26 protein-coding genes, 1 other RNA gene and 2 pseudogenes are annotated in these 24,936 nt (G+C 57.8%); 13 read left to right on the top strand and 16 right to left on the bottom strand.

The features are described from left to right. Positions 1–3: 3 nt before the first annotated feature. On the bottom strand, positions 4–1,140 hold the full coding sequence (gene carA, locus FHK95_RS13030) for a glutamine-hydrolyzing carbamoyl-phosphate synthase small subunit (RefSeq protein ID WP_150305069.1): 1,137 nt from the start codon (positions 1,138–1,140) through the stop codon (positions 4–6). A 352-nt stretch (positions 1,141–1,492) separates the two neighbouring features. Here carA and FHK95_RS13025 point away from each other — a divergent pair, with 352 nt between their 5' ends. Continuing rightward, positions 1,493–2,254: a hypothetical protein gene (locus tag FHK95_RS13025; RefSeq protein WP_150305068.1), complete on the top strand. Its 762-nt coding sequence runs from the start codon at positions 1,493–1,495 to the stop codon at positions 2,252–2,254. A 120-nt stretch (positions 2,255–2,374) separates the two neighbouring features. Here the strand turns inward: FHK95_RS13025 and dapB are convergent, their stop codons facing one another. The 4 genes from dapB to grpE form a co-directional block, all read right to left on the bottom strand. Beyond that, positions 2,375–3,184 (bottom strand): 4-hydroxy-tetrahydrodipicolinate reductase, encoded by an 810-nt coding sequence (gene dapB / locus FHK95_RS13020; RefSeq protein WP_150305067.1) that lies wholly within the window; start codon positions 3,182–3,184, stop codon positions 2,375–2,377. 11 nt (positions 3,185–3,195) lie between these two features. After that, positions 3,196–4,338 carry a molecular chaperone DnaJ gene (gene dnaJ, locus FHK95_RS13015; protein ID WP_150305066.1) on the bottom strand — a complete coding sequence of 381 codons (1,143 nt, stop codon included), beginning with the start codon at positions 4,336–4,338 and terminating at the stop codon, positions 3,196–3,198. Between the two features lie 150 nt (positions 4,339–4,488). Next, positions 4,489–6,408 carry a molecular chaperone DnaK gene (gene dnaK / locus FHK95_RS13010; RefSeq protein ID WP_150305065.1) on the bottom strand — a complete coding sequence of 640 codons (1,920 nt, stop codon included), beginning with the start codon at positions 6,406–6,408 and terminating at the stop codon, positions 4,489–4,491. 86 nt (positions 6,409–6,494) lie between these two features. Further along, positions 6,495–7,076 carry a nucleotide exchange factor GrpE gene (gene grpE / locus FHK95_RS13005; RefSeq protein WP_150305064.1) on the bottom strand — a complete coding sequence of 194 codons (582 nt, stop codon included), beginning with the start codon at positions 7,074–7,076 and terminating at the stop codon, positions 6,495–6,497. Between the two features lie 171 nt (positions 7,077–7,247). Between grpE and recN the strand changes: the two genes are divergently transcribed. Beyond that, the gene (gene recN / locus FHK95_RS13000; protein WP_150305063.1) at positions 7,248–8,921 is read left to right on the top strand and encodes a DNA repair protein RecN; all 1,674 of its coding nucleotides are present in this window, start codon (positions 7,248–7,250) and stop codon (positions 8,919–8,921) included. Positions 8,922–8,996: 75 nt separating this feature from the next. Here recN and fur read toward each other — a convergent pair whose 3' ends face one another. Beyond that, the gene (gene fur / locus FHK95_RS12995) at positions 8,997–9,401 is read right to left on the bottom strand and encodes a ferric iron uptake transcriptional regulator (RefSeq protein ID WP_150305124.1); all 405 of its coding nucleotides are present in this window, start codon (positions 9,399–9,401) and stop codon (positions 8,997–8,999) included. Between the two features lie 94 nt (positions 9,402–9,495). Here fur and FHK95_RS12990 point away from each other — a divergent pair. Then, positions 9,496–9,879: pseudogene (locus FHK95_RS12990) on the top strand (outer membrane protein assembly factor BamE); the annotation flags it as partial. A gap of 112 nt (positions 9,880–9,991) precedes the next feature. Here FHK95_RS12990 and FHK95_RS12985 read toward each other — a convergent pair. From FHK95_RS12985 to FHK95_RS12975, 3 genes are read right to left on the bottom strand one after another with little or no spacing between them, the layout of a single operon-like run. Then, on the bottom strand, positions 9,992–10,315 hold the full coding sequence (locus FHK95_RS12985; RefSeq protein ID WP_235906777.1) for an RnfH family protein: 324 nt from the start codon (positions 10,313–10,315) through the stop codon (positions 9,992–9,994). Then, complete coding sequence (locus FHK95_RS12980; protein WP_150305060.1) at positions 10,308–10,742, bottom strand: type II toxin-antitoxin system RatA family toxin; 435 nt, start codon at positions 10,740–10,742, stop codon at positions 10,308–10,310. Before FHK95_RS12980 ends, FHK95_RS12985 begins: the two co-directional genes overlap by 8 nt. A gap of 7 nt (positions 10,743–10,749) precedes the next feature. Beyond that, positions 10,750–12,153, bottom strand: coding sequence for a sodium-dependent transporter (locus FHK95_RS12975; protein WP_150305059.1), 1,404 nt, complete (start codon positions 12,151–12,153; stop codon positions 10,750–10,752). 119 nt (positions 12,154–12,272) lie between these two features. Here FHK95_RS12975 and smpB point away from each other — a divergent pair, with 119 nt between their 5' ends. Continuing rightward, positions 12,273–12,755 carry an SsrA-binding protein SmpB gene (smpB, locus tag FHK95_RS12970; protein WP_150305123.1) on the top strand — a complete coding sequence of 161 codons (483 nt, stop codon included), beginning with the start codon at positions 12,273–12,275 and terminating at the stop codon, positions 12,753–12,755. 185 nt (positions 12,756–12,940) lie between these two features. Next, positions 12,941–13,328, top strand: a transfer-messenger RNA (tmRNA) gene (ssrA, locus tag FHK95_RS12965). A 513-nt stretch (positions 13,329–13,841) separates the two neighbouring features. Here ssrA and FHK95_RS12955 read toward each other — a convergent pair. Next, positions 13,842–14,177: a YegP family protein gene (locus FHK95_RS12955; RefSeq protein WP_150305057.1), complete on the bottom strand. Its 336-nt coding sequence runs from the start codon at positions 14,175–14,177 to the stop codon at positions 13,842–13,844. Between the two features lie 71 nt (positions 14,178–14,248). Next, positions 14,249–14,596 (bottom strand): annotated as a pseudogene (locus FHK95_RS12950) (hypothetical protein); the annotation flags it as partial. A 317-nt stretch (positions 14,597–14,913) separates the two neighbouring features. Between FHK95_RS12950 and mobA the strand changes: the two are divergent. Genes mobA through FHK95_RS12930 form a run of 4 tightly spaced genes read left to right on the top strand, consistent with a single transcriptional unit; the run spans position 14,914 to position 16,732 of the window. Next, complete coding sequence (mobA, locus tag FHK95_RS12945) at positions 14,914–15,513, top strand: molybdenum cofactor guanylyltransferase MobA (protein ID WP_150305055.1); 600 nt, start codon at positions 14,914–14,916, stop codon at positions 15,511–15,513. 8 nt (positions 15,514–15,521) lie between these two features. Continuing rightward, positions 15,522–15,998: a cyclic pyranopterin monophosphate synthase MoaC gene (gene moaC / locus FHK95_RS12940; RefSeq protein ID WP_150305054.1), complete on the top strand. Its 477-nt coding sequence runs from the start codon at positions 15,522–15,524 to the stop codon at positions 15,996–15,998. A 12-nt stretch (positions 15,999–16,010) separates the two neighbouring features. Continuing rightward, positions 16,011–16,259: a molybdopterin converting factor subunit 1 gene (gene moaD, locus FHK95_RS12935; protein WP_150305053.1), complete on the top strand. Its 249-nt coding sequence runs from the start codon at positions 16,011–16,013 to the stop codon at positions 16,257–16,259. Positions 16,260–16,264: 5 nt separating this feature from the next. Further along, positions 16,265–16,732, top strand: a complete 468-nt coding sequence (locus FHK95_RS12930) for a molybdenum cofactor biosynthesis protein MoaE (RefSeq protein WP_150305122.1) — start codon at positions 16,265–16,267, stop codon at positions 16,730–16,732. 122 nt (positions 16,733–16,854) lie between these two features. Here the strand turns inward: FHK95_RS12930 and arsJ are convergent, their stop codons facing one another. From arsJ to FHK95_RS12910, 4 genes are all read right to left on the bottom strand, one after another. After that, complete coding sequence (gene arsJ / locus FHK95_RS12925) at positions 16,855–18,078, bottom strand: organoarsenical effux MFS transporter ArsJ (RefSeq protein WP_150305052.1); 1,224 nt, start codon at positions 18,076–18,078, stop codon at positions 16,855–16,857. Between the two features lie 33 nt (positions 18,079–18,111). Further along, complete coding sequence (locus FHK95_RS12920; protein WP_150305051.1) at positions 18,112–19,119, bottom strand: ArsJ-associated glyceraldehyde-3-phosphate dehydrogenase; 1,008 nt, start codon at positions 19,117–19,119, stop codon at positions 18,112–18,114. 51 nt (positions 19,120–19,170) lie between these two features. Then, positions 19,171–19,884 carry an arsenical resistance protein ArsH gene (arsH, locus tag FHK95_RS12915; protein WP_150305050.1) on the bottom strand — a complete coding sequence of 238 codons (714 nt, stop codon included), beginning with the start codon at positions 19,882–19,884 and terminating at the stop codon, positions 19,171–19,173. An 83-nt stretch (positions 19,885–19,967) separates the two neighbouring features. Next, complete coding sequence (locus FHK95_RS12910; protein WP_150305049.1) at positions 19,968–20,324, bottom strand: metalloregulator ArsR/SmtB family transcription factor; 357 nt, start codon at positions 20,322–20,324, stop codon at positions 19,968–19,970. A 325-nt stretch (positions 20,325–20,649) separates the two neighbouring features. Here FHK95_RS12910 and arsB point away from each other — a divergent pair, with 325 nt between their 5' ends. From arsB to FHK95_RS12895, 3 genes are read left to right on the top strand one after another with little or no spacing between them, the layout of a single operon-like run. Continuing rightward, the gene (gene arsB / locus FHK95_RS12905; RefSeq protein ID WP_150305048.1) at positions 20,650–21,729 is read left to right on the top strand and encodes an ACR3 family arsenite efflux transporter; all 1,080 of its coding nucleotides are present in this window, start codon (positions 20,650–20,652) and stop codon (positions 21,727–21,729) included. Between the two features lie 10 nt (positions 21,730–21,739). Further along, entirely contained in the window at positions 21,740–22,744 is a 1,005-nt protein-coding gene (locus FHK95_RS12900) for a permease (RefSeq protein WP_150305047.1), read from the top strand. Positions 22,745–22,765: 21 nt separating this feature from the next. After that, entirely contained in the window at positions 22,766–23,002 is a 237-nt protein-coding gene (locus FHK95_RS12895; RefSeq protein WP_150305046.1) for a thioredoxin family protein, read from the top strand. A 73-nt stretch (positions 23,003–23,075) separates the two neighbouring features. Here the strand turns inward: FHK95_RS12895 and fdhD are convergent, their stop codons facing one another. Then, positions 23,076–23,846, bottom strand: a complete 771-nt coding sequence (gene fdhD / locus FHK95_RS12890) for a formate dehydrogenase accessory sulfurtransferase FdhD (protein WP_235906781.1) — start codon at positions 23,844–23,846, stop codon at positions 23,076–23,078. 703 nt (positions 23,847–24,549) lie between these two features. On the opposite strand from fdhD, the gene FHK95_RS12885 reads away from it, so the two are divergent. Then, positions 24,550–24,876: a transcription termination/antitermination NusG family protein gene (locus FHK95_RS12885; protein ID WP_150305044.1), complete on the top strand. Its 327-nt coding sequence runs from the start codon at positions 24,550–24,552 to the stop codon at positions 24,874–24,876. Positions 24,877–24,936 lie beyond the last annotated feature (60 nt).

Below are 24,936 nucleotides of genomic sequence, written 5' to 3'. Positions count from 1 at the left end.
GGCTTAGCGGCGCTTGGCCATGGTCTCGATGAAACGATCGAACAGCGGAGCCACATCGTGGGGGCCCGGGCTGGCTTCCGGGTGTCCCTGGAAACTGAACGCTTCTCTATCCGTCAGCTCGATACCCTGCAGGGTGCCGTCAAATAGCGACTTATGGGTCGCGCGCACATTGGCCGGCAAGGTGGATTCATCCACAGCGAAACCGTGGTTCTGGCTGGTGATCATTACTTCACCTGTGCGCAGGTCCTGCACCGGGTGGTTGGCACCGTGATGTCCGTTGTCCATCTTCATCGTGCGCGCGCCTACAGCCAGGGCCAGCAACTGGTGCCCCAGGCAGATACCCAGAATCGGTATATCGGTCTTCAGCAACTCCTGGATCGCCTCGATTGCATAGTCACAAGGCGCCGGATCGCCTGGTCCGTTAGCCAGCAGGATGCCATCCGGGTTCAAGGCGAGCGCATCAGCAGCAGTGGATTGCGCCGGCAGGACCGTCAAACGGCATCCACGGGCGACCAGCATGCGCAAGATGTTGTATTTGACGCCGTAATCGAAGGCAACCACATGGTAAGGCAGCTCGCTCGCGGCGATTTCTGCGTGGCTATTGCTTTCCAGGCACCAGACGCTCGAGCGCCATTCATAACGCTCCTTGACGCTGACTTCCTTGGCCAGGTCCATGCCCTTCAGCCCCGGGAACTCACGCGCCAATTCCAGCGCCCGCTCTTCAGTTGCATCTTCACCTGCGAGAATGCAGCCGTTCTGCGCGCCTTTCTCACGCAGAATGCGTGTAAGGCGGCGCGTATCAATACCGGCGATGGCAACCGTACCGTTCTCGACCAGGTAAGCGTCCAGAGGCTGGGTGTTGCGCCAGTTGCTGGCCTGCAGCGGCAGATCACGAATGACCAGACCGGCAGCCCACACCTTGAACGACTCGCTATCGTCCGCGACAGTCCCTGTGTTGCCGATGTGCGGATAGGTCAGCGTGACGATCTGGCGCGCGTAGGACGGATCGGTCAGGATCTCCTGATAACCGGTCATGGCTGTATTGAAAACAACCTCACCTACGGTCTGACCGTCGGCCCCGATGGACTCACCACGGAAAATGCTACCGTCAGCAAGGGCGAGAATGGCTGGTTTGGACAAGAAAACCTCCGATTAGAGCGGACAAGTTTTACTAAACGCGGGCTGCACAAAAGCGGGAACGAGGTGTTGGACACTTCATCCCGTTTACTTTATGGCATTGTCAGATGCGCGCTGGATAGACAGATTAGCTCGGCATTCTAAGGGATCGTCCAGCATATATCCAGACCGAAGGACCACCACAGGAATTGGTGCAAGGCACAACCGCCGATCTTTATCGCTCGGGACAGAATGTCAATCTGTTTCTAAAGCTGTGGCAGTTGTGTTAAAACAAGTGTGAACGGATACAGCCCAGCCACTGATGCTGTGAAGCGCAGAGCTGTGTGACAATAAAAAAAGGATGGAGAGAACTCCCATGATATTGCGCCTAAGACGCTACTTCGTGCTGGCACTGCTTAGTGTCGCACCCCTGATTCAAGCGACAGAACTTCAGAACCTGCAAAACCTCCACGAATTTCGCAGCGACGGTTATGTCACCGGCACCTATGTGTTGATCGACAACAACCTGTTCGAGCGCGTACGCGAACCCGGCAATCGCGAGACCTATAACAGCGCCCTGAAGAATATGGACCAGCTGTTACGTAAAATGGATAACCCATCTGACCTGCGCAGACCCTACGATGCGTTGGTATCGCTGATTCGTCAGCTCGAAGGTCAGTCAACCGAAGAAGCGCATTACCATCTGGCGACCGTCAACCAGATCATGATGGCCCACGCTGAACTGGACAAGGCCGCAGCCGCAGCCTACGACGCACTGACTGAGACGGCTCCGCAGGATCTGCTCACCCTGCACCGCCAGAGCCTGGAAACCAACCAGATCCTGCTGCTCTACCAGAACAGTATGTTCAGCTCTATCGGGGTGTATTTCGTGGAAACCAAGGAAGGATTATTCGACGAAATGGATGCGAGTATCAGTAAGCGCGCCGGTGAACTGCGCCAGCTGTTCCCCGAGCTGGAAGCGACCTTCGATCAGCTGGAGAAGCAGTACAACTTCATCAAGCCTCGACTGCTGGATCACCGCGCGGACTGGGTGCCGACCATTGCAGCCTTCTACCTATTGCGTAATACCAGCACGCTTAACAACCTTTCCCGCGACGCGCTCAAACGCGGGGTTTGATCTTCCAGCATGCCTGATACCTAACGCCTGACCTCAAGCGAGGCAGGCGCCAGGCGCTGAACGCTGTCGAGAAACGGTTAGCGATAGCGCCCGACTGAATACCTCCCGACTACACACTGCCTAGTCGCGCAGCGATAACACATCCTGCATGTCATATAGACCCGCCCGTCGACCGCCCAGCCAGAGAGCCGAACGCACGGCCCCCTTGGCGAACGTCATGCGACTGGATGCCTTGTGGGTGATTTCGACACGCTCGCCCTCGGAGGCAAACAGTACGGTATGGTCGCCCACTACATCACCGGCTCGAATAGTCGCAAAGCCAATCGTCTGGGGATCCCGCGCGCCGGTCTGACCTTCGCGGCCGTAGACCGCTACTTGCTGCAGATCCCGCCCGAGCGCCTTGGCCACCACTTCACCCATACCCAACGCCGTGCCCGATGGCGCGTCGACCTTGTGCCGATGGTGCGCTTCGATGATCTCGATATCGGCGTCATCGCCCATGACCCGCGCCGCCATATCCAGCAGCTTGAAGCACAGATTGACGCCTACGCTGAAATTCGGCGCGAAGACAATCGGAATGTCCTGCGCCGCTTCGGCAATTACGGCCTTCTGCGCCTCAGAAAACCCGGTGGTACCGATAATCATGGCCTTGCCGGCATCGCGACAGAGCGCCAAATTGACCAGGGTACTGCTCGGATGAGTGAAATCGATCAGTACATCGAATTCGTCCATAACGTTCTCAAGCGCGCCACTTACAGCAATGCCGAGCCGGCCCACGCCGGCGAGCTCGCCGGCATCGGCGCCGACCAGCGAGCTACCCGCTCGCTCGATCGCCGCCGTTAGTACAGCGGCGCCCTCGGTCTGAATGACCGCCTCGATCAGCGTCTTGCCCATGCGACCGGCCGCACCTGTCACCGCTACGCGTCTCATATCTGCCCCGGTCAAAATTTCATGTCCTCGAAAAAGTTCTTCACGCCTTCGAACCAGCTCTTCGCTTTGGGCGACTGGTTGCTGCCTTCCGCTTCCAGGGTTTCGCGTAGCTCCTCGAGCAGCTCGCGCTGACGCTTGGTCAGATTGACCGGCGTCTCGACCGCCACCCGACACAACAGGTCACCTGCCGAACCGCCGCGCACCGGGGTCACACCTTTGCCGCGCAGGCGGAACAGTTTGCCGGTTTGCGAGCCCTGCGGGATCTTCAGTTTGACGCGGCCATCCAGCGTTGGCACTTCAAGCTCACCACCCAAGGCTGCATCAGCAAAGTTGATCGGTACTTCGCAGTACAGGTTCTTGCCGTCGCGCTGGAATATCTTGTGCTCGCGAACCGAGACCACCACATAGAGGTCGCCCGCCGGCCCACCATTAACGCCCGCCTCGCCTTCACCGGCCAACCGAATACGATCGCCCGTATCGACGCCCGCTGGAACCTTGACCGACAGGGTCTTGTGCTCTTCGACGCGCCCCTGGCCATGACAGTCATTACAGGGATCGGCAATCATCTGGCCCGTACCGTGGCAGCGGGGACAGGTCTGCTGAACCGAGAAGAATCCCTGTTGCATGCGCACCTGGCCGTGACCACCGCACGTAGTACAGGTGACTGGCTTGGTGCCCTTCTTGGCGCCACTGCCGTCACAGGTTTTACAGCCAACCAGGGTAGGTATGCGAATAGTGACCGACGTGCCACGTACCGCCTCTTCGAGATCAAGCTCCAGCGTATAGCGCAAGTCGCTGCCGCGCTGCACATTGGAACGACCACGCCCGCCTGCGGCACCGCCGAAAATGTCTCCAAAGACATCCCCGAAAATATCCGAGAAGTTGCCGCCGCCACCACCGAATCCGCCGGGGCCACCACCCATGCTTTGATCGACGCCAGCATGGCCGTACTGATCATAGGCTGCGCGCTTGTTGGCGTCCGTGAGAACTTCATAAGCCTCGTTGGCTTCCTTGAATTTCTCCTCCGAGCCCTGGTCGTCCGGATTACGGTCCGGATGATGCTTCATCGCCAGGCGGCGGTAGGCCTTTTTCAGCTCGGCATCGCTAGCGCCGCGCTCTACGCCCAGCACTTCATAATAATCACGCTTGGCCATCGTTTTATCATTCCTTCATTCAAGCTCTGTTGACGTTTCGCCGCGCGCCGCGGGGAAACGTCAACAGACCCAAGGGTCCGTTACAAACAGCAACGCGGGAATAGCTCCCGCGTTGCATACAGTCAGTAGTTACACCGTTCTTTCAAGGACTTATTTCTTGTCCTTGACCTCTTCGAACTCGGCATCCACTACGTCATCAGCACCATCCTGGCCGGCGTCTGCATCAGACTCGCCGCCCTGGGCAGCCTGCGCCTGCTCGGCATACATCTTCTGCACCAGCGGACCGGAAGCTTCGGACAGAGCGTTGATCTTGGCTTCGATATCGGCCTTGTCATCGCTCTTGATTGCGGATTCGAGGTCAGCCAAAGCGGTCTCGATTGCAGTCTTCTCTTCCTCAGTCGCCTTGTCGCCAGCTTCGGTCAACGTCTTGCGCGTGGCGTGAACCAACTGGTCAGCCTGGTTACGGGTAGTGACCAGCTCCTCGAACTTGCGGTCTTCCTCGGCATTGGCCTCAGCATCACGCACCATCTGATCAATTTCTTCATCGGTCAGACCCGAAGAAGCCTTGATGATGATCGACTGCTGCTTGCCAGTCGCCTTGTCCTTCGCGGACACGTTCAGGATACCGTTGGCGTCAATATCGAAGCTCACCTCGACCTGCGGCACACCGCGCGGAGCTGGCGGAATGTCTGCCAGATCGAAACGGCCCAGCGACTTGTTCTGCGACGCCTGCTTACGCTCGCCCTGCATCACGTGGATGGTCACGGCGGTCTGGTTATCATCAGCCGTCGAGAACACCTGCGACTTCTTGGTCGGGATGGTGGTGTTCTTCTCGATCAATGTGGTCATCACGCCACCCATAGTCTCGATACCCAGAGACAGCGGGGAAACGTCGAGCAGCAGAACATCCTTCACATCACCGGACAGAACCGCACCCTGGATCGCAGCGCCTACAGCTACCGCCTCATCCGGGTTCACGTCCTTGCGTGGCTCTTTGCCGAAGAATTCAGCAACGGTGCGCTGTACCAGCGGCATACGGGTCTGACCACCGACCAGAATCACTTCGTTGATCTCGGACACATCCAGACCAGCGTCCTTCATGGCGATGCGGCAAGGCTCAATGCTCTGCTTGACCAGTTCCTCGACCAGCGATTCCAGCTTGGCCCGGGTAACCTTGACGTTCAGGTGTTTCGGACCGGATGCGTCTGCGGTGATGTAGGGCAGGTTCACATCAGTCTGGTTGCTGGAAGACAATTCGATCTTGGCTTTTTCGGCCGCTTCTTTCAGTCGCTGCAGGGCCAGTGGATCGTTGTGCAGATCAACACCGTTTTCCTTCTTGAATTCGTCGGCCAGATAGTCGATCAGGCGCATGTCGAAGTCTTCACCGCCGAGGAACGTATCGCCGTTGGTAGCCAGCACTTCAAACTGATGCTCGCCGTCAACTTCGGCAATTTCGATAACCGAAATATCAAAGGTGCCGCCGCCAAGGTCATAAACAACGATAGTGGAGTCGCCACGCGACTTGTCCATACCGTATGCCAGTGCGGCAGCAGTTGGCTCGTTGATGATCCGCTTTACATCCAGACCAGCAATCCGACCGGCATCCTTGGTGGCCTGGCGCTGACTGTCGTTGAAGTAAGCAGGCACCGTGATGACCGCTTCGGTTACTGGCTCGCCCAGATAATCCTCGGCAGTCTTCTTCATCTTCTTCAGCACTTCAGCAGAGATCTGCGGAGGCGCCATTTTCTCGCCCTTTACTTCTACCCAGGCGTCGCCGTTGTCGGCCTTAAGAATCTTGTAAGGGACCAGCTTGATGTCCTTTTGAACGACATCTTCTTCAAAGCGGCGACCAATCAGTCGCTTGACCGCGTTAAGGGTGTTCTGCGGGTTGGTCACTGACTGACGCTTGGCAGATTGACCAACCAGCGTCTCGCCGTCGTTGGTATACGCCACAATCGAAGGAGTGGTGCGACCACCCTCAGCGTTCTCGATTACCTTGGCCGTACCGTTTTCCATAATGGCCACGCAGGAGTTGGTGGTTCCCAGGTCGATACCGATTATCTTGCCCATCTAAATTCTCCGAATCTGTATGCCGCGTGATACCCGCGGCGGGATTGTCTACTGATGAACCCTTAGTGGGGTCACTCGATTTAATTTCAAGCCTGTTCGTCGATCGAAGGTGAGGCGGGCTTGTTGGCGGGAGCCTTGCTCACTACCACCATCGCCGGGCGCAGAAGCCGACCACTGAGCGTATAGCCTTTCTGAAACACCCGGACCACGGTGTTGGGCTCCATGCTGTCCCGCTCCTCTGTGGTCATCGCCTGATGCAATTCGGGGTTGAAGGGTTCACCTTCAGGATCCACTTCTTCAATCTGATAACGACCGAGCGTGTCGGCAAACATCTTCAGCGTCAGCTCCATACCCTCGCGCATTGGCCTGAGGGCTTCATCACGCTCATCAGACAATTCGATGCCGCGCTCCAGACTGTCGAGTACTGGCAGCAGGTCATTGGCAAAACGCTCAAGGGCAAACTTGTGCGCCTTTTCAACTTCCTGCTCGGCGCGCCGGCGTGCGTTCTGTACATCAGCGGCCGCTCGCAGAGCCTGATCCTGCGCAGCAGCCAACTGCTCTTCGAGACTGGCCACCTTCGCAGCCAGATCCTCTGATTCATCGCCTTCCAGCGCTTCCTCGAAAACGGGCTCCTGATCGTTCAGGTCCTGCTTCTGTTCGTCCGCCATGAATCTCTCCTGTCGATAATAAGTACATAAAAATGCTCTGACCTCTATATGGGGTCGGCCACCGGTGATTCAAGGCTAACAACCTTCATGACAAAAGGATCATCCGGGGACTTGAACGGCAAAGCGGGACTACTGTATAAATAACCAGACCTATTACCCAGGAGCACGGCGATGCTGGTACATCTGGCGGTGAACAACTATGCCATTGTCGATCACCTCGAACTGGAGCTGGCCAACGGCATGACGGTCATCACCGGTGAGACCGGTGCAGGCAAGTCGATCATGCTGGATGCCCTGGCACTGACGCTCGGCGACCGGGCTGACAGCGGCGCAGTACGCCCCGGCGCCAGCAAGGCCGATCTGCTGGCGACCTTTGATATCAGCGAGATCCCGGAAGCCATTGCCTGGCTGGATGAGCGCGACCTTGCCGGTGAAGACCATCAGGTTATCCTGCGTCGCGTGGTGACTGCAGAGGGTCGATCGCGCGGTTATATCAACGGCAGCCCCTGCCCGCAGCAACATCTCAAGGCACTGGGCGAAATGCTGATTGATATTCACAGTCAGCACGAGCACCAGTCACTGCTCAAGACGGACACCCACCGCCGGTTGCTGGACAATTACGCCAACGCCAGCGAGCTGGCCCGCCAGGTACAACTGGCGGCGCAACGCTGCCGGCAAACCGAGCAGGCGCTGCTCAAGGCGAGCCAGCGCGGTGATGAGCAAAGCTCTCGCCTACAATTGCTGACCTACCAACTGGAAGAGCTCGACAATCTCAGCCTGCAGGACGGCGAGCTGGATCAGCTGGAAAACGATCAGCGGCAGCTGGCCAATGCCGAGCAGATCCTGCATTCATGCCAACAGGTGATCAACCTGTGCAGCGAGAACGACAGCGGCAGCGTGTTGCAATCGCTCACCGCCAGCTTGCAGCGCATGGGCAACCTGCAGGCGAGCCATCGGAATCTCGATGAAGCTAATACCCTGTTGGCCAGTGCGCAAATTCAGGTGGAAGAAGCCGTCGGCGAACTGACCCGTTACCTGGATCATTTCGAAGCTGACCCGGTGCGCCAGCAACAGATCGAAGAGCGTCTTGGCACCATTTACGAGCTAGCCCGCAAGCACAAGGTCAATCCGGACGAACTACCGGCCCTGCAGCAGACGCTGATCGACGAACTCGAAAGCATCGAGCGGAGCCACGCCGACTCCGGACAACTGGCCGAGGAACTGGATGCCTTTCGTATTCACTATCAGCAGCTGGCAGGCCAACTGACCACGGCGCGAAAGAAGGCGGCCAACCGGCTGGCGGAAGCCGTCACCCACGAAATACAGCAACTGGGCATGCCCGGTGGTCAGGTAGTGGTGCAGTTAACGGCGAACAAATCGGACGAGCATTCACCGCACGGGCTGGAAAATGTCGAATTTCTGGTCAGCGCCAACCCCGGCCAGCCCGCCAAACCTCTGGCCAAGGTCGCGTCGGGGGGCGAATTGTCGCGGATAAGCCTCGGTATCCAGGTCATCACTGCTCAGACCTCGCGGGTGCCGACCCTGGTGTTTGATGAAGTAGACGTGGGAATTGGCGGGCCCACCGCTGAGATCGTTGGACAGTTGCTGCGCCAGCTCGGCGCGCGCGGCCAGGTGCTGACTGTCACGCATTTGCCCCAGGTCGCTGCACAGGGACATCAGCATCTGTTTGTCCGCAAGGAACAGTCGCGCAAATCAACGCGCACCTGCATTGACAACCTGGACCGTGACGGCCGCGTCCATGAGGTTGCACGCATGCTGGGCGGCATCGACATGACCGAGGAGTCTCTAGCCCACGCACGCAAGCTGCTGGTCAGCCCTGAATAGCAGTCAGCTGCACAACGACAAACGCCCTCCCTGGTACAGGAAGGGCGTTATGTTATTGCCACCGAAAGCGTCTTTTTAGACGCGCTTTTTCACGTACAACACCAGATTATGGTCCACCAGCTCGTAGCCGTGCTCCTTGACGATCTCGTGCTGGCGGCGCTCGATCTCCGGATCGTAGAATTCGATCACCTCACCGGTATCCAGGCAGACCATATGATCATGGTGCTCACCATCGGCCAATTCGAATACAGCGTGTCCACCGTCGAAATTGTGGCGCACCACCAGACCGGCGGATTCGAACTGGGTCAATACCCGGTAAACGGTGGCAAGGCCGACATCCTCACCCGCTTCCATCAGTGCCTTGTAGACGTCTTCGGCGCTCATGTGGCGGTCTGGTGAGTTATCCAGCATCTGCAGGATCTTGACGCGCGGAAGCGTGACTTTCAGGCCAGCTTTCCGCAGTTCTTGATTTTCAACCATGGGTAGTTTCTCGTTCAGCGCTTCGCAGGGCGGGATCTGTCGGGTATGATTCAAGGCCATTCAGCCGACTCACGATAGTGGATGTTACCACGCGATGCCAAACAGTCTGAACCGAATCCTCTGTGTCCTTATATGTACCTCTGCCTTGAGCCTCGCTGGTTGTGGCTTTCCTGGCGTATATAAAATCGATGTACAGCAGGGCAATGTAGTCACGCAGGAAATGATTGACCAGCTTCGCCCAGGTATGACCACTCGGCAAGTCCGTTTTATCATGGGTACGCCGCTGATCCAGGATACCTTTGCGCCGAACCGCTGGGATTATTTGTACAGCATGCGAGCCGGTCATGATACCCGGGAGCAGGAGCGCGTCAGCCTGACCTTTGAAAACGACCAACTGGTAGGGCTTGCAGGCGATTTCCAGCCTGGCACCAGCCGCGACGAAGCCATCATGCGTGGCCAGAGTCCGGAAACACCCACGACCGAAAGCTATCCGGTTGATCTGGGTGCACCACTGGGCACCGGCGAATAACCTGGCCATGTGAAGCGGAAGCAGCATCGCAAGATGCTCAGATCCGTCGACCTGAGTTGCTCTATTCCTGTTTTGCCTCTTCCGCCTTGGCCTCTTTAGCCTTGGCGGCCCGCTGCTTGCGAACCTCTTTGGGGTCCGCAATCAACGCGCGGTAAATCTCCACGCGCTCTCCCGCTTTAAGCTGCCGTTCCGCCGGCTTGGGCACCGTCTTGCCAAAAACCCCCATGGCACTCTGCTCGATATCCAGCTCGGGAAAATGCTCGTCGATTCGCGACAGCCGCGCTGCCTCCAGCATGGTTGTACCCTCTGGCACCACCAGACTGATTATTTTCTGTTTCTGCGGTAGCGCGTAGGCCACCTCCACCGCTATGGTTTTATCAACCACCGTAGAGCTCCTTGGCGCGCTGCGAGAACGCTTCGACCAGCGTGTTGGCGGCATGATTGAAAAGCGGTCCCAGTGTCGCCTTCACCACCGGCCCCGAGTATGTAAATTGCAGGTCAAGACTGATCTTGCAAGCGTGATCACTCAGGGCGCGGAACTCCCAGACCCCGTGCAGAGAGGTGAAAGGTCCGTTTTCCAGATGCATATCAATCTTGGAACCGGGCTCAAGCTGATTGACCGTCGTGAATGACTGGCGGATACCCGCTTTGCCTACTGTCAGCTTTGCCCGCATGCTGTGCTCGCTTTCTTCCAGAACCTCTGCAGCCGTGCACCAGGGGAGAAATTCCGGGTAGCGCTCAACACGATTGACCAGCTCGAACAGGCTCTCTGCCGGATAGGGCAGCAATGCAGAACGTTGGATATGAGTCATGGGCACTTCAATTGTAGAGTTCTGTGACAAATACGATCGCCACGCCGACAGGTGCCACATAGCGTAGCAACCAATACACCACCGGGAACAGCCGCGGGTATTTTAGCCCCAGCTCTGCCTTGAACACGTCGCGCCCCAGTACCCAGCCGGCAAACAATGCAAACAACAGCCCGCCCAGCGGCAACATGATGCGGCTGGTCACATAGTCAACGGTATCGAAGAACGTCTTGCCGCCTTCGGCGCCCCAGGCAAACAGCCTCCAGCCATCGGCATCCACGACGAAAAACTTGGCATCTGCCAGCACGTTAAAGGACAGCGCCGACCCCAGCCCGACCACCCAGCAGATACTGGCGATGACGGCGGTAATTCGCGCACGGCTTTTTCCGGAGCGCTCAATCCAGAAGGCGACCGCCGGCTCAAGCATGGAAATCGCCGAGCTCCAGGCCGCAATAGCGACCAATACAAAAAAAATCACCCCGAAAACCTGGCCCGCCATCACATTGCCGAAGGCAATCGGCAGCGTGACGAACATCAACCCTGGACCCGCAGAGGGCTCCAGACCGGCGGCAAACACGATCGGAAACAACGCTAGGCCGGCGGTCAGCGCGACCACTGTATCCAGTAGCGCGACCGTGAGCACCGTGCCACCGATGGAGGACTTCTTCGGCATGTATGAGCCGAACACCATGATTGAGCCGACACCAATGCTCAGCGTAAAGAACGCATGGCCCATCGCTGCAAGAATGCCCGCCCGCGCCTGGGATAAATCGAAGTGGAACAGGAACTGGACGCCTTGCATGAAATAGCCGGTGGTCAGGCTGTAACCGAGCAGAACGACCAGCAAGACGAACAGCAGCGGCATCATGATCCGCAGGCTTCGCTCAAGCCCCGCGACCACGCCCTTGGCGATGATATAACCGGTTACCAGCATGAACAGCGTGTGCCATAGCGTCAGCCGCCAGGGATCTGCCGTCATCGAATCGAAACGCGCACCGGCTCCCGCTCCGTCAATACCGGCGAACTCGCCCCGCCCCATTCCAATGATGTAATCCAGCGACCAGCCCGCGACCACACTATAAAAGGAGAGGATCAGCAAGGCGGCAGTCATGCCCATGGTCGCCGCCCAGGACCAGCGCGGGGAGGCGCCGGATTGCACCGCAAGGCTGCGTAGAGTATTGACCGGACTCTGTCGCCCGCGGCGGCCGAGCACCGTTTCCGCCAGCATGATCGGCAGGCCGATCAGCGCGATACACACCAGATACACCAGCACGAAGGCACCGCCGCCGTATGCACCCGCCATGTAAGGGAACTTCCAGATATTGCCCAGGCCCACCGCCGATCCAGTCGCCGCCAGGATAAACACCCACCGACTTGACCAGATTCCATGTATCGATACGCTTTCGTTGGCCATCTGAATGCCCGATCCATATTGGAAAAGAACGGCATTGTCCAGATTCTGCGCAGTCGCCACAAGAGCGGGCGATGACGGTGATAGCCGAATCAATGTTCACTCCCTATAATACGCCGCCTATGAGCAACCAAAAGAAACCCCAGGCCAACAGCGGCACCATCGCGCTGAACAAGAAGGCCAAACACGAATACTTCATCGAAGATCGCTTCGAGGCGGGCGTTGCCCTGACCGGGTGGGAAGTCAAAAGCTTGAGGGCCGGGAAGGTCCAGCTGGTCGACAGCTACATTTTGCTCAAGGACGGCGAGGCATTCCTGCTTGGCGCACACATCACGCCGCTAACGACCGCCAGCACCCATGTGTATGCCGACGCGACACGCACCCGCAAGTTGCTACTCAAGGCGCGCGAGCTGGACAAGCTGCTCACTGGCGTTCAGCAGAAAGGCTTTAGCTGTGTGCCCATCGCGCTGTACTGGAAGCGACACCTTGTGAAATGTGAAATCGCCCTGGTACGCGGCAAGAAGGATTTCGATAAACGCGAAACTGAAAAAGATCGCGACTGGGCGCGTGACAAAGCCAGGATAGTGCGCGAAAATCACCGCTGATATATAAACGTTGCGCGTCGCATGACCGGCCCTCGCCTGGCATGCTCGCGTAGCCGGGAAGTCTCTGGTAACTCAGTCCGTGAGGTAGACGCTCCCCTCTTTGCGCTGGTAGCTTTTTGAAACATCCCCCCCCTTGGTAACACTCTCCGCTTACGTTACACTCCGTCCCGTACCAAGATGGTTTTGGGGCCGATTAGGATTCGACGACGGTTACAAAACTTGAGGGGCATGCCGAGTTGGTAACAGAACTCGTAAATAAACTGTTGCAAAACCTATAATTGCCAATGATGACAATTACGGTGCTCAACTAGCTGCGTAAGCAGCCTAGTCGCACTACTGGTAGCTTCGGCTCCAGCAATCATTAGAGGATTTCTGTAAACTCGAAATGATTGTCATATAGAACAGAATCGTCGCCTAGTACGTTGTGGACGAAGCGGCTAAAAACTTACACAACTCGCTCCAAACACCCTGCCACTCGGGCGGTGAGGAGTTAACTCAGTTGAGATGGCTAAGCATGTAGAACCGACAGCGGCGGACTGGCGGACGGGGGTTCAAATCCCCCCGGCTCCACCAAATAAAGCAAATAAAGACGCCTCCGGGCGTCTTTTTTTGTGCCTGCAATCCAGTGAGCACGGGATTTCGGCATCATCAATATTTGATAGCGCCCACGACGGCCCATGAGCTCCGGTATGCCATGGGGTATTCCACTCAAGGTGCTTGCAAGCAGAACCGCGCCACAATCTACTCCGCATAGGGCGCGATTCCTCAAACCGCGCCATAACGGTGCCATATTGTTCAAATATGGCGCCACTTCTGTCATGTCATCCAGCACCAAACGATTGAGCAGCATCCAGGCAACCAATGACGGCCTGAGCTTGGGAGAGCTACTTGCTCTGCACCCAGAGATCGCTCGACGCACCGCTCAGCGTCATATCGCCGGATTACTCAAGAGCAATCTACAGGCGTCTTTTTTGTGTCTGGTACAAAGGGGAATCAATGACCTACGGCAAGCTACTGTCCGAAACCGCCGAGCGAGCTGTCGATAGGTATCAGGGACGCACAGAATGGCCGCGCCCTCGTCACCGGTCAGCCGTCAACATCAACGACCTTCGCCTCGGGGGCATTGTTTTTCACTGACTCGATCCCGTTGTCGCGAGAAGCAGCCGAGGCATAGGACTGACTGGTGCCAATCACCTGGTGATTTGCCGCTTTGAGATTAAACATGAACTTGCCGGCGGCGGTGTCCTTGCTTTCGTAGCGGGCTGCGTCTAGCGCATTTTTCTTGACCGATTCAATACCATTCAAGCAGCTGGATTTGTTCTTATACCCTTCGCTGGAGAGAAGCGCCTGGCCATTGCCGGCCTTGAGCCGGAAACGGAACTCATTTTTCTTGTCCTCGTAAACTTCAAATGTGCCTGACATGGGAACGCTCCTGTTATGGACGGTGCTAGCCATCTTGACCTGACTTCAGAGCAAGCGGGCACCCTCACCGCTCAAGTATAGCCAGATGTTGCCAAGTCACGAGAGTGAGCCGCATCCAAGCCCACCACCCGCGAAAATGCACCGGAAAAGCTTCGCATACCATGGCGTTCTAGCTTGTATTTCAGGGCTGTTTTGACTGCCTCAAGCACCGAAGGGTCAGCCAGCGGATGCCACCGCAGTAAGGCACGCATATCCAGGTCATGATCGTTGCCCAGATATAACAGCAAGCGACCCTCGGCGGTCAGCCGTACCCGGTTGCGGGTACGGCTGAAGTTATGATTATGCGGGGAGATGAAACCAATACGGGTTTGCGGGTGATGCTGCAGGCGCACATAACGCGCCGGTCGACCGCTGCTCTCATTACAACGTCAGCACCTGTTGGCGCGGCAGAAAGGTCATGTCTTCGGATATGCAGTAAATACAGCGACGCAGCAATCGGTCACCGACATTCGCACGCAGTCGACGTGCGACCTAAGCCATCGACCGGGTAGAGGCCATACTACTGACTCCCCCAGGCATTTGAGTGCAGCGCAAGGCCTGGCTTCACGGAACGGTGTTGCGAATGTATATTTTTTGTTTCAACGCCGGGATGGGGCCACGCTTCAAATACAGCCGTTTGTGACACACTATTGAGCATAGCGAACATCCATAACCCCTCGAACAGGTACTACTGAGCATGTCCGGCACTCACCGCCCTACCCCTCTAGCTCTGGCACGCTGCAGCATCCTGCTGCTGGCCGGCGGTCGCGGGCAGCGGATGGGTGGACAGGACAAAGGCTGGGTACGCTGGGGCGAGCATGCGCTGATTGAACATGTGCAGCGCGTGGCCCAGCCGCTGACCGATGACCTGATCATTTCCTGCAATCGCAACCACCAGCGTTACCGCACGCTGGCCGACCAGTTGATCAGCGACCCCAGTGACGATTTTCCCGGACCGCTTATCGGCATCATTGAAGCGCTGAAAATCGCGCAGCACCCATACCTGTTAGTGCTGCCCTGCGATGCGCCCCTGATCGACAGTCAGCTCCTGCAGGATCTGCAACGACACGCAGGCAAGCGCCCGGTAATGATTCGCCAAGAGGGTTACTGGCAACCGCTGTTCAGTCTGCTACCCACGGCCCTGTTGTTGAATCTGCAGGCGCAGTGGCAGGCCGGGCAGCGCAGCGTTCAGCGGGCCTTGCTTGACCTTGAACCCGTCGCGCTGGATTACCCGCCCGACGACCCGCGACTGGGCAACTTCAACGAACTCGCACTGCTGGCCCAGGCGCCACCATAGGATTGCACATGCTTACCCATCTCGATAACCAGGGCCGCGCCAACATGGTTGATGTCACGGCCAAATCAGTCACCGAACGCCAGGCCACCGCCGAGGCGCTGGTGCAGATGAGGCCGCAGACACTGGCCATGATCCAGGACGGCGGCCATCCCAAGGGGGACGTGTTTGCCGTCGCGCGTATCGCCGGCATCCAGGCCGCAAAACGCACCCATGAACTGATTCCCCTCTGCCACCCGCTGCTGCTGACCAGCATCAAGGTCAATCTGGAAGCCCGGCCGCCGGAGCATGTGCTGATCACCGCTACCTGCAAGCTGGCCGGCCAAACTGGCGTTGAAATGGAAGCCCTCACTGCCGCCTCGATCGCCGCACTGACGCTGTACGACATGTGCAAGGCGGTGGACAAGGATATGCAGATCCAACATGTCCATCTGCAGGAAAAGCTTGGCGGCAAATCCGGCCACTATCTGCGCAACAACCAGGACTGACAGGAGCCCGTGATGATCACCGTATTGTTTTTCGCTAAATACAAGGAAGAGCTGCAGACTGAACGGCTGCAACTGGACTGGCAGCAGGACTGGCGGACCCTCGGAGATGTGCGCGATCACCTCGCAAGACGCGGCGCACCCTGGACCATCCTCGAAGACTCCACCTTGATGTGTGCGCTGAACGAGGAAATGTGCTCGCTGAACACGCCGGTCAAGGCAGGCGATGAAGTGGTGTTCTTCCCCATGGTTACCGGAGGTTAGTCGTGATCACTATCAAGGTGCAGACTGCACCATTCGATCCGGGTGAACTGACCAACAGCGTGCATGCCGGCGATGCAGCTATCGGCGCGCTGGTGTGCTTCACCGGTTATGTACGCGACTTCAATCAACAGCAGACGGTGCAGGGGCTTTTTCTCGAGCATTTCCCCGGCATGACCGAAAAGTCTCTCCAACGTATTGCCGAGCTGGCTGGCGAACGCTGGCCACTGCAGGCAGTACACGTAGTACATCGTGTCGGGCAGCTGGAACTGGCCGAACCCATTGTGTTCGTTGCTGCCGCCAGCGCCCACCGGCAGGATGCCTTCGAAGCCTGTGCCTTTATCATGGACTACCTGAAAACCCGCGCGCCCTTCTGGAAAAAGGAACACACCGCAGCCGGTAGCCACTGGGTGGAAGGCCGGTTCAGCGACCTTGAGGCCGCCGACCGCTGGGCCGACGACCAGGAGTCACCATGAACGCGGTATTCGAATACCCGGGCTGAGCCTTTGAAAGGCAATTGAGACCTCGCCGCATGGACACAAGAAGTGCGGGCCGGCTTGCCATCTGCCGGTCCCGCTTCAACGAATCAAGACAACGCTCAGGATTCCACCGGCACGTGCCGCGGTAACGCAATCGAGATCAAAGCGGCCAACAACACAAAGACACTTGAAACCCAGAGACAGGCTTCCAGTCCGTAGGCTTGAAATACCCAGCCCGACAGCACCGTCCCAATCAACCGGCCCATGGCGTTCGACATGTAATAAAAGCCCACATCCAGCGACACCCCGTCTTCCTTGGCATAGGAAACGATCAGGTAACTATGCAGTGAGGAGTTGACCGCGAACAGCACGCCAAACAGCATCAGACCGCCGAGCAGCACCCATTGCGCCGGGAGCTCAGCGCCCAGACCCAGCGCAATAGCTGCCGGCAATCCGGCCAGCAGCAATGCCCACACCAATGCAGCCCGACCATCCGGAACATGGCCCCGCGCCTTCCCGGTTATCAACGGCGCGAAGGATTGCACGATACCGTAGCCGATGACCCAGGCCGCCAGAAAGCCGCCTACGCGCCAGTGATCCCAACCGAAGGTGCTCGCCAGGTAAACCGGCAGCGCGACCACGAACCAGACATCCCGCGCCCCGAACAGAAACATACGTGCGGCCGACAACACGTTGATTGCCCGGCTCTTGGACAAGATGTCCTTGAACTTCGGCTTGGCTTTCGCCCGGCCGAGATCCTTTTTCAGCAATACCAGGCTGCTAATCCAGACCAGCGCCAGCACCACGGCCATGGCCAGCACGGCCCCGCGGAATCCCAGCCACACCAGCAGCACGCCACCGAGAAAGAAGCCTACGCCTTTCAGTGCATTCTTCGATCCGGTGAGCAGTGCCACCCACTTGTACAGCGTGCCCTGGGCAGCGGAGGGAACCAGCAACTTGATAGAGCTTTTGGCGCTCATCTTGTTGAGGTCCTTGGCAATACCGGACATCGCCTGCGCCGCCATGACCCAGGGGACCGCCAGCCAGACACTGGGGACGGTGAGCATCAGCAGCGCCACCACCTGCAGGGCCAGGCCTATGTTCATCGTCCGGTTCAAACCCAGGCGCGCGCCTAGCCAACCACCGACCAGATTGGTGATGACGCCGAAAATCTCATAAAAGACAAACAACATCGCAATCTGCAGGGGCAGATACCCCAGCTGGTGAAAATGCAGCACCACCAGCATGCGCAACGCCCCGTCAGTCAGGGTGAAGGCCCAGTAGTTTCCTGTCACCACCAGGTATTGGCGGACTTCCGGGGAAAGGAGAGCAATGGCTTGCATGAATCGGATCCGAGTTATTTTGACAGCGACGAATTAGCCGGCCAGCCCGACCTTGCGCGCCAGCTCAACAGTGCGGTTGGCGTAGCCCCATTCGTTGTCGTACCAGGCATAAATTTTCACCTGGGTCCCGTTAACCACCATGGTCGACAGTGCATCAATAATCGAGGAACGTGGGTCGGTGCGATAATCGATGGAGACCAAAGGGCGCTCCTCGTAGCCCAGGATGTCTTTCAACGACCCTTCGCTGACCGCCGCCTTGAACAGATCGTTGACCTCTTGCACCGTGGTCTCCCGCTCGACCTCAAAAACGCAATCGGTCAACGAGGCATTGGCCAGCGGGACGCGCACGGCGTGGCCATTGAGCTTGCCGCGCAGCTCGGGAAATATCTCGGCGATGGCGGTGGCCGAGCCCGTGGTGGTCGGAATCAGACTCATGCTTGAAGCGCGGACGCGACGCAGGTCCTTGTGCGGCTGATCAAGAATGCTCTGGGTGTTGGTCAGATCGTGGATGGTCGTGATGGAGCCATGCCGAATACCGAGATTCTGATGAATCACCTTGACCACCGGCGCCAGGCAGTTGGTGGTGCAGGACGCAGCGGTGACGATCCGATGTTGCGCGGGATCGAACAGCTCATCGTTGACGCCCATCACGACGTTCAGCGCGCCAGGCTCCTTCACCGGCGCACTGACGACCACGCGCTTGACGCCCTGATCCAGATAGCCCTGCAACACCGCAACGGTTTTCATCTTCCCGCTGCACTCGATCACCAGATCGCAGGCGGACCAGTCGGTATCGGCAATCGCCTTGTTGGCGGTGACCTGGATGCGTTTGGCCTCGATCAGGATGTGATCGCCCTCAGCTGTCGCCTCATGCTGCCACCGGCCGTGCACGGAATCGAAGTTCAACAGGTGCGCGTGGGTCGCTGCATCACCTGCCGGGTCGTTGATCTGCACAAACTCGAATTCCGGCCAGTCCCATGCGGCCCGCAGGGCCAGTCGTCCGATGCGGCCAAAGCCGTTGATGCCTACTTTGATGGTCATGCTGAATCCTTACGTCAGGCGCCTGCGGCGCGATGATATGTTTGCCAGATCTCAGATCGAGCGCTGATTGACCCGTGATGACAGCGCCTCGGCCGACTCCTTGCGCTCCGAGTAGCGATCGACAAGATAATGACCGCGCCCCCGTGTCAGTAGCGTGAACTTGACCAATTCTTCCATCACGTCGACTACCCGATCGTAATAGGCCGAAGGCTTCATGCGCCCCGCCTCGTCAAACTCCAGAAACGCCTTGGGCACCGATGACTGGTTGGGGATGGTGATCATGCGCATCCAGCGCCCCAGCACGCGCATCTGGTTCAGCGCATTGAACGATTGCGAGCCACCACAGACCTGCATCACCGCAAGGGTCTTGCCCTGGGTAGGCCGCACCGCGCCAAGACTCAGCGGGACCCAGTCGATCTGTGCCTTGAACACCGCACTCATCGCGCCGTGACGCTCCGGCGAACACCACACTTGCCCCTCAGACCAGAGCATGAGGTCGCGCAGCTCCCGCACTTTGGGGTGGGTATCTGGCGCGTCGTCGGGTAGTGGCAGCCCGGATGGATCAAATATCCGCGTTTCGCAGCCGAAGCTTTGCAGCAGGCGGGCCGCCTCCCGAACCAGCAAACGGCTGAACGACCGCTCACGGTTGGAGCCGTACAGCAGCAAGATGCGCGGCTTATGCGCCAGGTCTCCAGACAGCCCGAGCTTGTCCGCGCTTGGCAGGTCGATAAGCTCAGGATCGATATTGGGCAAGGTGTCGTTCATATCTCTTTCCGCATCAGGGCGCCGATTCGCGCTATTTCAGTATTGCTTCAAGCCGGGACATAGCCTTCCTGGGCGCCGCTCTATCAGCTGCAGGCCGCCAACCGCCCAGGGCGGTCGCGCATGCCTTCGAGTCGCTCGGCATCAGGGCGCATCCATCGTTTGTTGGCCAACAGCACCACCTGCAGCATGTCATGCACCCAGTCCGGCAAATGCGGATGCAGACGGTAGTAGACCCACTGACCCTGCCGCCGGTCCTCAAGGATGCCGCACCCTCTCAGCAGCGATAGATGCCGCGATATCTTGGGCTGGCTCTGCTCCAGCGCAGCGGTCAGCTCACAGACGCATAACTCCCCTTCACCGGCAATCAACAATGTGATGCGGGCCCGGGTTTCATCGGACAGACACTTGAACACAGTGGCTGGCGTTAGATGTTCAACCATGATTTACCTCGTCACGCGCTTTTCACCCTGATCCTCACCCGCTCGCTGCTTGATGGCGAGTGGACCGGTACGCAACTGACGTACCGGTGCGAACGGACAGCGCTATCGCAAGAGCCGAATATATTGATTTGCATATATACTGTAAAGCGAATATTTACACGATATAAGACGCCCCCGTGCGATAACAACCGCTTGCATAATACCGGCCAGCGGTTCATATTCGAAAAAACGTATATGCGTAGCGAGCTAGGCGACAGCTGCTAGCTCAACGCCGCGCCACTCCTTACCCAAGACCCGTTTCACCCTTTGAGATAAGCGACGCTCTATGTCTACCCAATGCGAAACCCTTGGCAAAAAAGCTGCCGGTGCACCGATCGGCTTTTTCGAGCGCTACCTGACCCTATGGGTTTTTCTGTGCATTGTTGCCGGCACTTTGATCGGCCTGTTCGCCCCGGAAGCGGCCCAAGCCGTCGGTGCCCTCGAGATCGCCAAGGTAAACATTCCGGTCGGCGTACTGATCTGGGTGATGATCATTCCGATGTTGATGAAAATCGACTTCAGTGCGTTGCATGAGGTTTTCCAGCACCGGGCGGGAATGGGTATCACCCTGGTGGTGAACTGGGCCATCAAGCCCTTCACCATGGCCTTTCTGGCCTGGTTGTTTTTACGTCACGTGTTCGCCGGCTGGCTGCCGGCTGATCAGATCGACAGTTACGTGGCGGGGTTGATCCTGCTCGGCGCGGCCCCTTGCACCGCGATGGTCTTCGTCTGGAGCAACCTGTGTAACGGCAACGCCAACTTCACCCTTACTCAGGTAGCGGTAAACGACGTAGTGATGGTCTTCGCCTTTGCGCCCATCGTTGCATTGCTGCTCGGCGTTTCGTCAATTCCCGTCCCCTGGGACACGCTCATCCTGTCGGTGGTGATGTATATCGTCATCCCGTTGAGCATCGCTCAGTTCATCCGGAACCGTCTGCGCAAGCGGGGCGAGGACGTCTTTCAGACCACGCTGTCTCGCATCCAGCCATTTTCTACCATCGCCCTGCTGGCCACGCTGGTGCTGCTGTTTTCCTTCCAGGGGGAAGCCATTGTCGAACAGCCGCTGATCATCGCCATGCTCGCGGTACCCATCCTGCTGCAAACGCTGTTCATCGCCGCGCTGGGCTACTGGCTCAACCGCCAGCTGAAGGTGCGGCATGATATCGCCGGACCCTCCGCCATGATCGGCGCATCGAACTTCTTCGAACTCGCAGTGGCGGTGGCGATCGTGCTCTACGGCTTCAACTCTGGCGCAGCGCTGGCTACCGTCGTGGGTGTGCTGATCGAAGTGCCAGTTATGCTCTGGCTGGTACGCACTGTGAACAATAGCCGCGCCTGGTACGAGCGCGCTCTGCCCGCTAGCTGAAGGAACGACAATGGCTGTTTTCCAGTGGCTGAATGACCAGCTGTTGCGCATGGACTGGCTCGTCTATCTGGTGCAACGGCTGGTCGAAGACGTGTTCGGCCTGGACATGTCCAGCCGTCTGGGCGGGAGCCTGCACTTCTTTATCTACGATGTGATCAAGATTTTCATTTTGCTGTCGGTGCTCATTTTCGCGATTTCCTGGGTGCAGAGCTACTTTCCTCCTGAGCGCACCCGGCAAATTCTCGGCGGTATGCGCGGCTTCAGGGCAAACCTGACCGGCGCATTGCTCGGTACGGTCACACCGTTTTGCTCCTGCTCATCGATCCCTTTATTCATCGGCTTCACCAGCTCGGGACTCCCACTGGCAGTCACCTTTTCTTTCCTGATCTCATCGCCGCTGGTCGATCTGGCATCCATGATCCTGCTTGCCAGCATCTTCAACTGGTCTATCGCGCTGGCCTACGTGGTGGTCGGTATCGTCCTGGCCGTCGTCGGCGGCTCGCTGATAGGCAAGGCACGGATGGAACAATACGTCGAAGCGTTCGTTACCCAGCACAAGGCGCTGGATCTTCCGCTGGAACAACTGACGCTTGGCGACCGCCTAAGCTATGCGCGAGAGCAGGTCGCCGATGTCATCCAGAAAGTCTGGCTGTATATCCTGATCGGCGTAGGTATTGGCGCGGCAATTCACAATTGGATTCCACAAGATCTGATCTCTGCCGCGATAGGTCAGGACAACTGGTGGTCGGTGCCCTTGGCCGCCTTGGTCGGCGTGCCGATGTATGCCGACATATTCGGGACCTTACCGATTGCGGAGGCGCTGGTGGCCAAGGGAGTCGGCCTCGGCACCGTGCTCGCATTCATGATGGCGGTGACCGCACTGTCGCTGCCCGCACTGATCATGCTCAAAAAAGTCGTCAAGACGCCCCTGCTGGTAATGTTTTTCAGCATTGTGGTGATCGGCATCATGTTGATTGGTTATCTGTTCAACACCTTCAGCTATCTGTTTCTCTGATCCATTCAAGGAGCACTATCCATGATCATCAAAATACTCGGGTCCGGCTGCAAGAAATGCGTCGCGCTCACTGAGAACGCTCAGCAGGCATCACGCAATCTGGGCATTGACGCAGAGATCATCAAAGTAACCGATGTGGTCGATATCGCCGCCCACGGCGTGATGTCTACCCCTGCCCTGGCGATCGACGACAAGGTCGTATCGGTAGGCAAGGTACTTACGCCTGGCGAAGTGGAGGCGCTGCTCAAGGCTCAGTGAGCCAAACAAACAAAGCACCATCGGGAAGTCTTTGCACACGGGCTCTTGCATCTGCAGCAACGCAGCAATGAATCTAACTCGAAGGCGCGGGGCTATACACCCGTGGCCTGCTGCGATGTGGAATGTGAATCAGGTTCAGCCCGTGCGCCCGTGCCCACTGTACGCTCAAGGCGGTGGGCGCGGACAGACACACCAGGGTGGAGATTCGTCCACGCACGGCTTTGTGTATGAGTTCGAGACTGCAGCGGCTGGTCACTACCGCGAAACCAGCACTCGGACTCAGCGAGCTTCGATAGATAGCCCCTATGAGTTTATCGAGGGCGTTATGTCTGCCGATGTCTTCGCGACATAACAGGATGTCACCAGTCGCTCGGTCGACGAATACCGCGGCATGCAGTGCACCACTCTGGCGTGCAAGTATTTGCGCATCGGCGATGCGATCACGCATATTTTCTAATAGAGCAGAATCAGGCAGCGCGCCCCGTTCGAGCGGGGTCAGTTTCGGCAGCGCCTGGTCCAGGGCCTCTACACCACATAACCCACAACCGCTGTTACCCGCCAGATGACGACGCTGCTGCTTGATGGCCCAGAACGCACGGCTACTCACTTCCAGGTCCGCTCGTCGCTCTTCGCCCTCACCGCTCAGCCTGATGTCATAGATATCCCCAAGTGAGACCACCATGGCACTGGTCAGGCTGAATCCAATCACGAAGTCTTCAAGCGCATCAGGCGTGACCATCATCACCGCCTGGCTTATGCCGTTGTAACTCACCGCGAGAGCGACCTCTTCAGGCAAGGTTTGGCTCGTCCGAACTGGCTCGCCGAGCTCCACGCCCAGCTCCATATAGTCAAGGGTGCAAGCCGGCGCAGAGGGTTGCTCATCTTGTTCGCTCAATTTCTCTGACATGGGCACTCCCGAGCTGTCTGATACTCACCATAGGAATAGAAACCGATCAGGTAAAGGCGTTCAAGCAAGGAGGCCTCGCCTGAAGAGCCGCGCACCCAACCCCGAGATGCCATCATTATGCCTTGGTGAGCGAGCGATGGAACGCCCCGCTCGGTAACCGAGCTCGGCAAAAGTGGCGTTCGCTGCACCCTCAGGAATAGACGGCGCGTGGACGGGCCTGATTGGCAATGAACGGAAAGCGATTGTCTGTCAAGGCGCGCTAAGCGTTGCGCTGTGTTCGGCAGCGCTGAGGATGCTCAAACCCACTTGACTCCAGGCGACAGAAACGTGGCGCCAACCCCCGCACTGCGCGGCTTCGAACCCCATCCCACTGATTCGCAACAGCTTTTCAAACCAGGTTTTTCCTCACCTAAGTCGTCCATGAATACTCACCGGACCTCGCCTGACAGTTGGGACCAATTTGCCAGAATGCCAGCCATCGAAAAGCATGCTTCGCTGGATAAAACTTTTGGAACTCTTCGATCAAAGCTCTGTCTAGTCTTTCGGAGCGATCGAATCCGCTGATAGCGATTTGATGCCTCAACGGATTTAATGGCAGCAAACATGTTCCGCGGTATGTGCCTCAAGGCTAGGAGGGCTTATGAACAACCATAGGGAAATGCCGGAAGTCGCCTGGTCTCCCATACAGTGCAGAACCCGACAGCAAGATCGTACGGGCGAGCACCTCGCGCATCAAGGCCTCGAGCGCTTCAACCCGAGCAGTCGGGTAGAAAAGCTTCCCGCCGGCAAGGTGAAGCGGCAGGAGCAGCCTATGTTTCCCGGTAACCTCTTCGCAATAATAAAAACTCAGGACAACTGGGCTGCCCTTCCTGCGACCCGCGATATTTCGCGCGTTGTCAGTGGCTGCGGCCAGAAATCTTTGACGAGCATGATTAACAGGGCGGGTGCACATTTTGCAGCGTTTTGAATTGAGCGATAACAGGGAAACCGGAGGGCGTACAAATTGCGACCTATCGGCTGATCAACC

This window comes from Pseudomonas saliphila (assembly GCF_008638345.1).
GTDB classification, from domain to species: domain Bacteria; phylum Pseudomonadota; class Gammaproteobacteria; order Pseudomonadales; family Pseudomonadaceae; genus Halopseudomonas; species Halopseudomonas saliphila.
This window is presented reverse-complemented; position numbering and strand designations above follow the sequence as displayed.

Excerpts from the sequence above, each read along its gene's own strand:
- FHK95_RS12895 (WP_150305046.1), top strand. The coding sequence starts at position 22,766 with ATGATCATCAAAATACTCGGGTCCGGCTGCAAGAAATGCGTCGCGCTC.
- FHK95_RS12920 (WP_150305051.1), bottom strand. The coding sequence starts at position 19,119 with ATGACCATCAAAGTAGGCATCAACGGCTTTGGCCGCATCGGACGACTG.
- smpB (WP_150305123.1), top strand. The coding sequence starts at position 12,273 with ATGAGCAACCAAAAGAAACCCCAGGCCAACAGCGGCACCATCGCGCTG.
- FHK95_RS12885 (WP_150305044.1), top strand. The coding sequence starts at position 24,550 with ATGAACAACCATAGGGAAATGCCGGAAGTCGCCTGGTCTCCCATACAG.
- moaC (WP_150305054.1), top strand. The coding sequence starts at position 15,522 with ATGCTTACCCATCTCGATAACCAGGGCCGCGCCAACATGGTTGATGTC.
- FHK95_RS12955 (WP_150305057.1), bottom strand. The coding sequence starts at position 14,177 with ATGTCAGGCACATTTGAAGTTTACGAGGACAAGAAAAATGAGTTCCGT.
- fdhD (WP_235906781.1), bottom strand. The coding sequence starts at position 23,846 with ATGGAGCTGGGCGTGGAGCTCGGCGAGCCAGTTCGGACGAGCCAAACC.
- dnaK (WP_150305065.1), bottom strand. The coding sequence starts at position 6,408 with ATGGGCAAGATAATCGGTATCGACCTGGGAACCACCAACTCCTGCGTG.
- fur (WP_150305124.1), bottom strand. The coding sequence starts at position 9,401 with ATGGTTGAAAATCAAGAACTGCGGAAAGCTGGCCTGAAAGTCACGCTT.
- dnaJ (WP_150305066.1), bottom strand. The coding sequence starts at position 4,338 with ATGGCCAAGCGTGATTATTATGAAGTGCTGGGCGTAGAGCGCGGCGCT.
- recN (WP_150305063.1), top strand. The coding sequence starts at position 7,248 with ATGCTGGTACATCTGGCGGTGAACAACTATGCCATTGTCGATCACCTC.
- FHK95_RS12910 (WP_150305049.1), bottom strand. The coding sequence starts at position 20,324 with ATGGTTGAACATCTAACGCCAGCCACTGTGTTCAAGTGTCTGTCCGAT.
- mobA (WP_150305055.1), top strand. The coding sequence starts at position 14,914 with ATGTCCGGCACTCACCGCCCTACCCCTCTAGCTCTGGCACGCTGCAGC.
- FHK95_RS12980 (WP_150305060.1), bottom strand. The coding sequence starts at position 10,742 with ATGACTCATATCCAACGTTCTGCATTGCTGCCCTATCCGGCAGAGAGC.
- FHK95_RS12975 (WP_150305059.1), bottom strand. The coding sequence starts at position 12,153 with ATGGCCAACGAAAGCGTATCGATACATGGAATCTGGTCAAGTCGGTGG.
- arsH (WP_150305050.1), bottom strand. The coding sequence starts at position 19,884 with ATGAACGACACCTTGCCCAATATCGATCCTGAGCTTATCGACCTGCCA.
- FHK95_RS13025 (WP_150305068.1), top strand. The coding sequence starts at position 1,493 with ATGATATTGCGCCTAAGACGCTACTTCGTGCTGGCACTGCTTAGTGTC.
- arsJ (WP_150305052.1), bottom strand. The coding sequence starts at position 18,078 with ATGCAAGCCATTGCTCTCCTTTCCCCGGAAGTCCGCCAATACCTGGTG.
- grpE (WP_150305064.1), bottom strand. The coding sequence starts at position 7,076 with ATGGCGGACGAACAGAAGCAGGACCTGAACGATCAGGAGCCCGTTTTC.
- FHK95_RS12900 (WP_150305047.1), top strand. The coding sequence starts at position 21,740 with ATGGCTGTTTTCCAGTGGCTGAATGACCAGCTGTTGCGCATGGACTGG.
- moaD (WP_150305053.1), top strand. The coding sequence starts at position 16,011 with ATGATCACCGTATTGTTTTTCGCTAAATACAAGGAAGAGCTGCAGACT.
- arsB (WP_150305048.1), top strand. The coding sequence starts at position 20,650 with ATGTCTACCCAATGCGAAACCCTTGGCAAAAAAGCTGCCGGTGCACCG.
- dapB (WP_150305067.1), bottom strand. The coding sequence starts at position 3,184 with ATGAGACGCGTAGCGGTGACAGGTGCGGCCGGTCGCATGGGCAAGACG.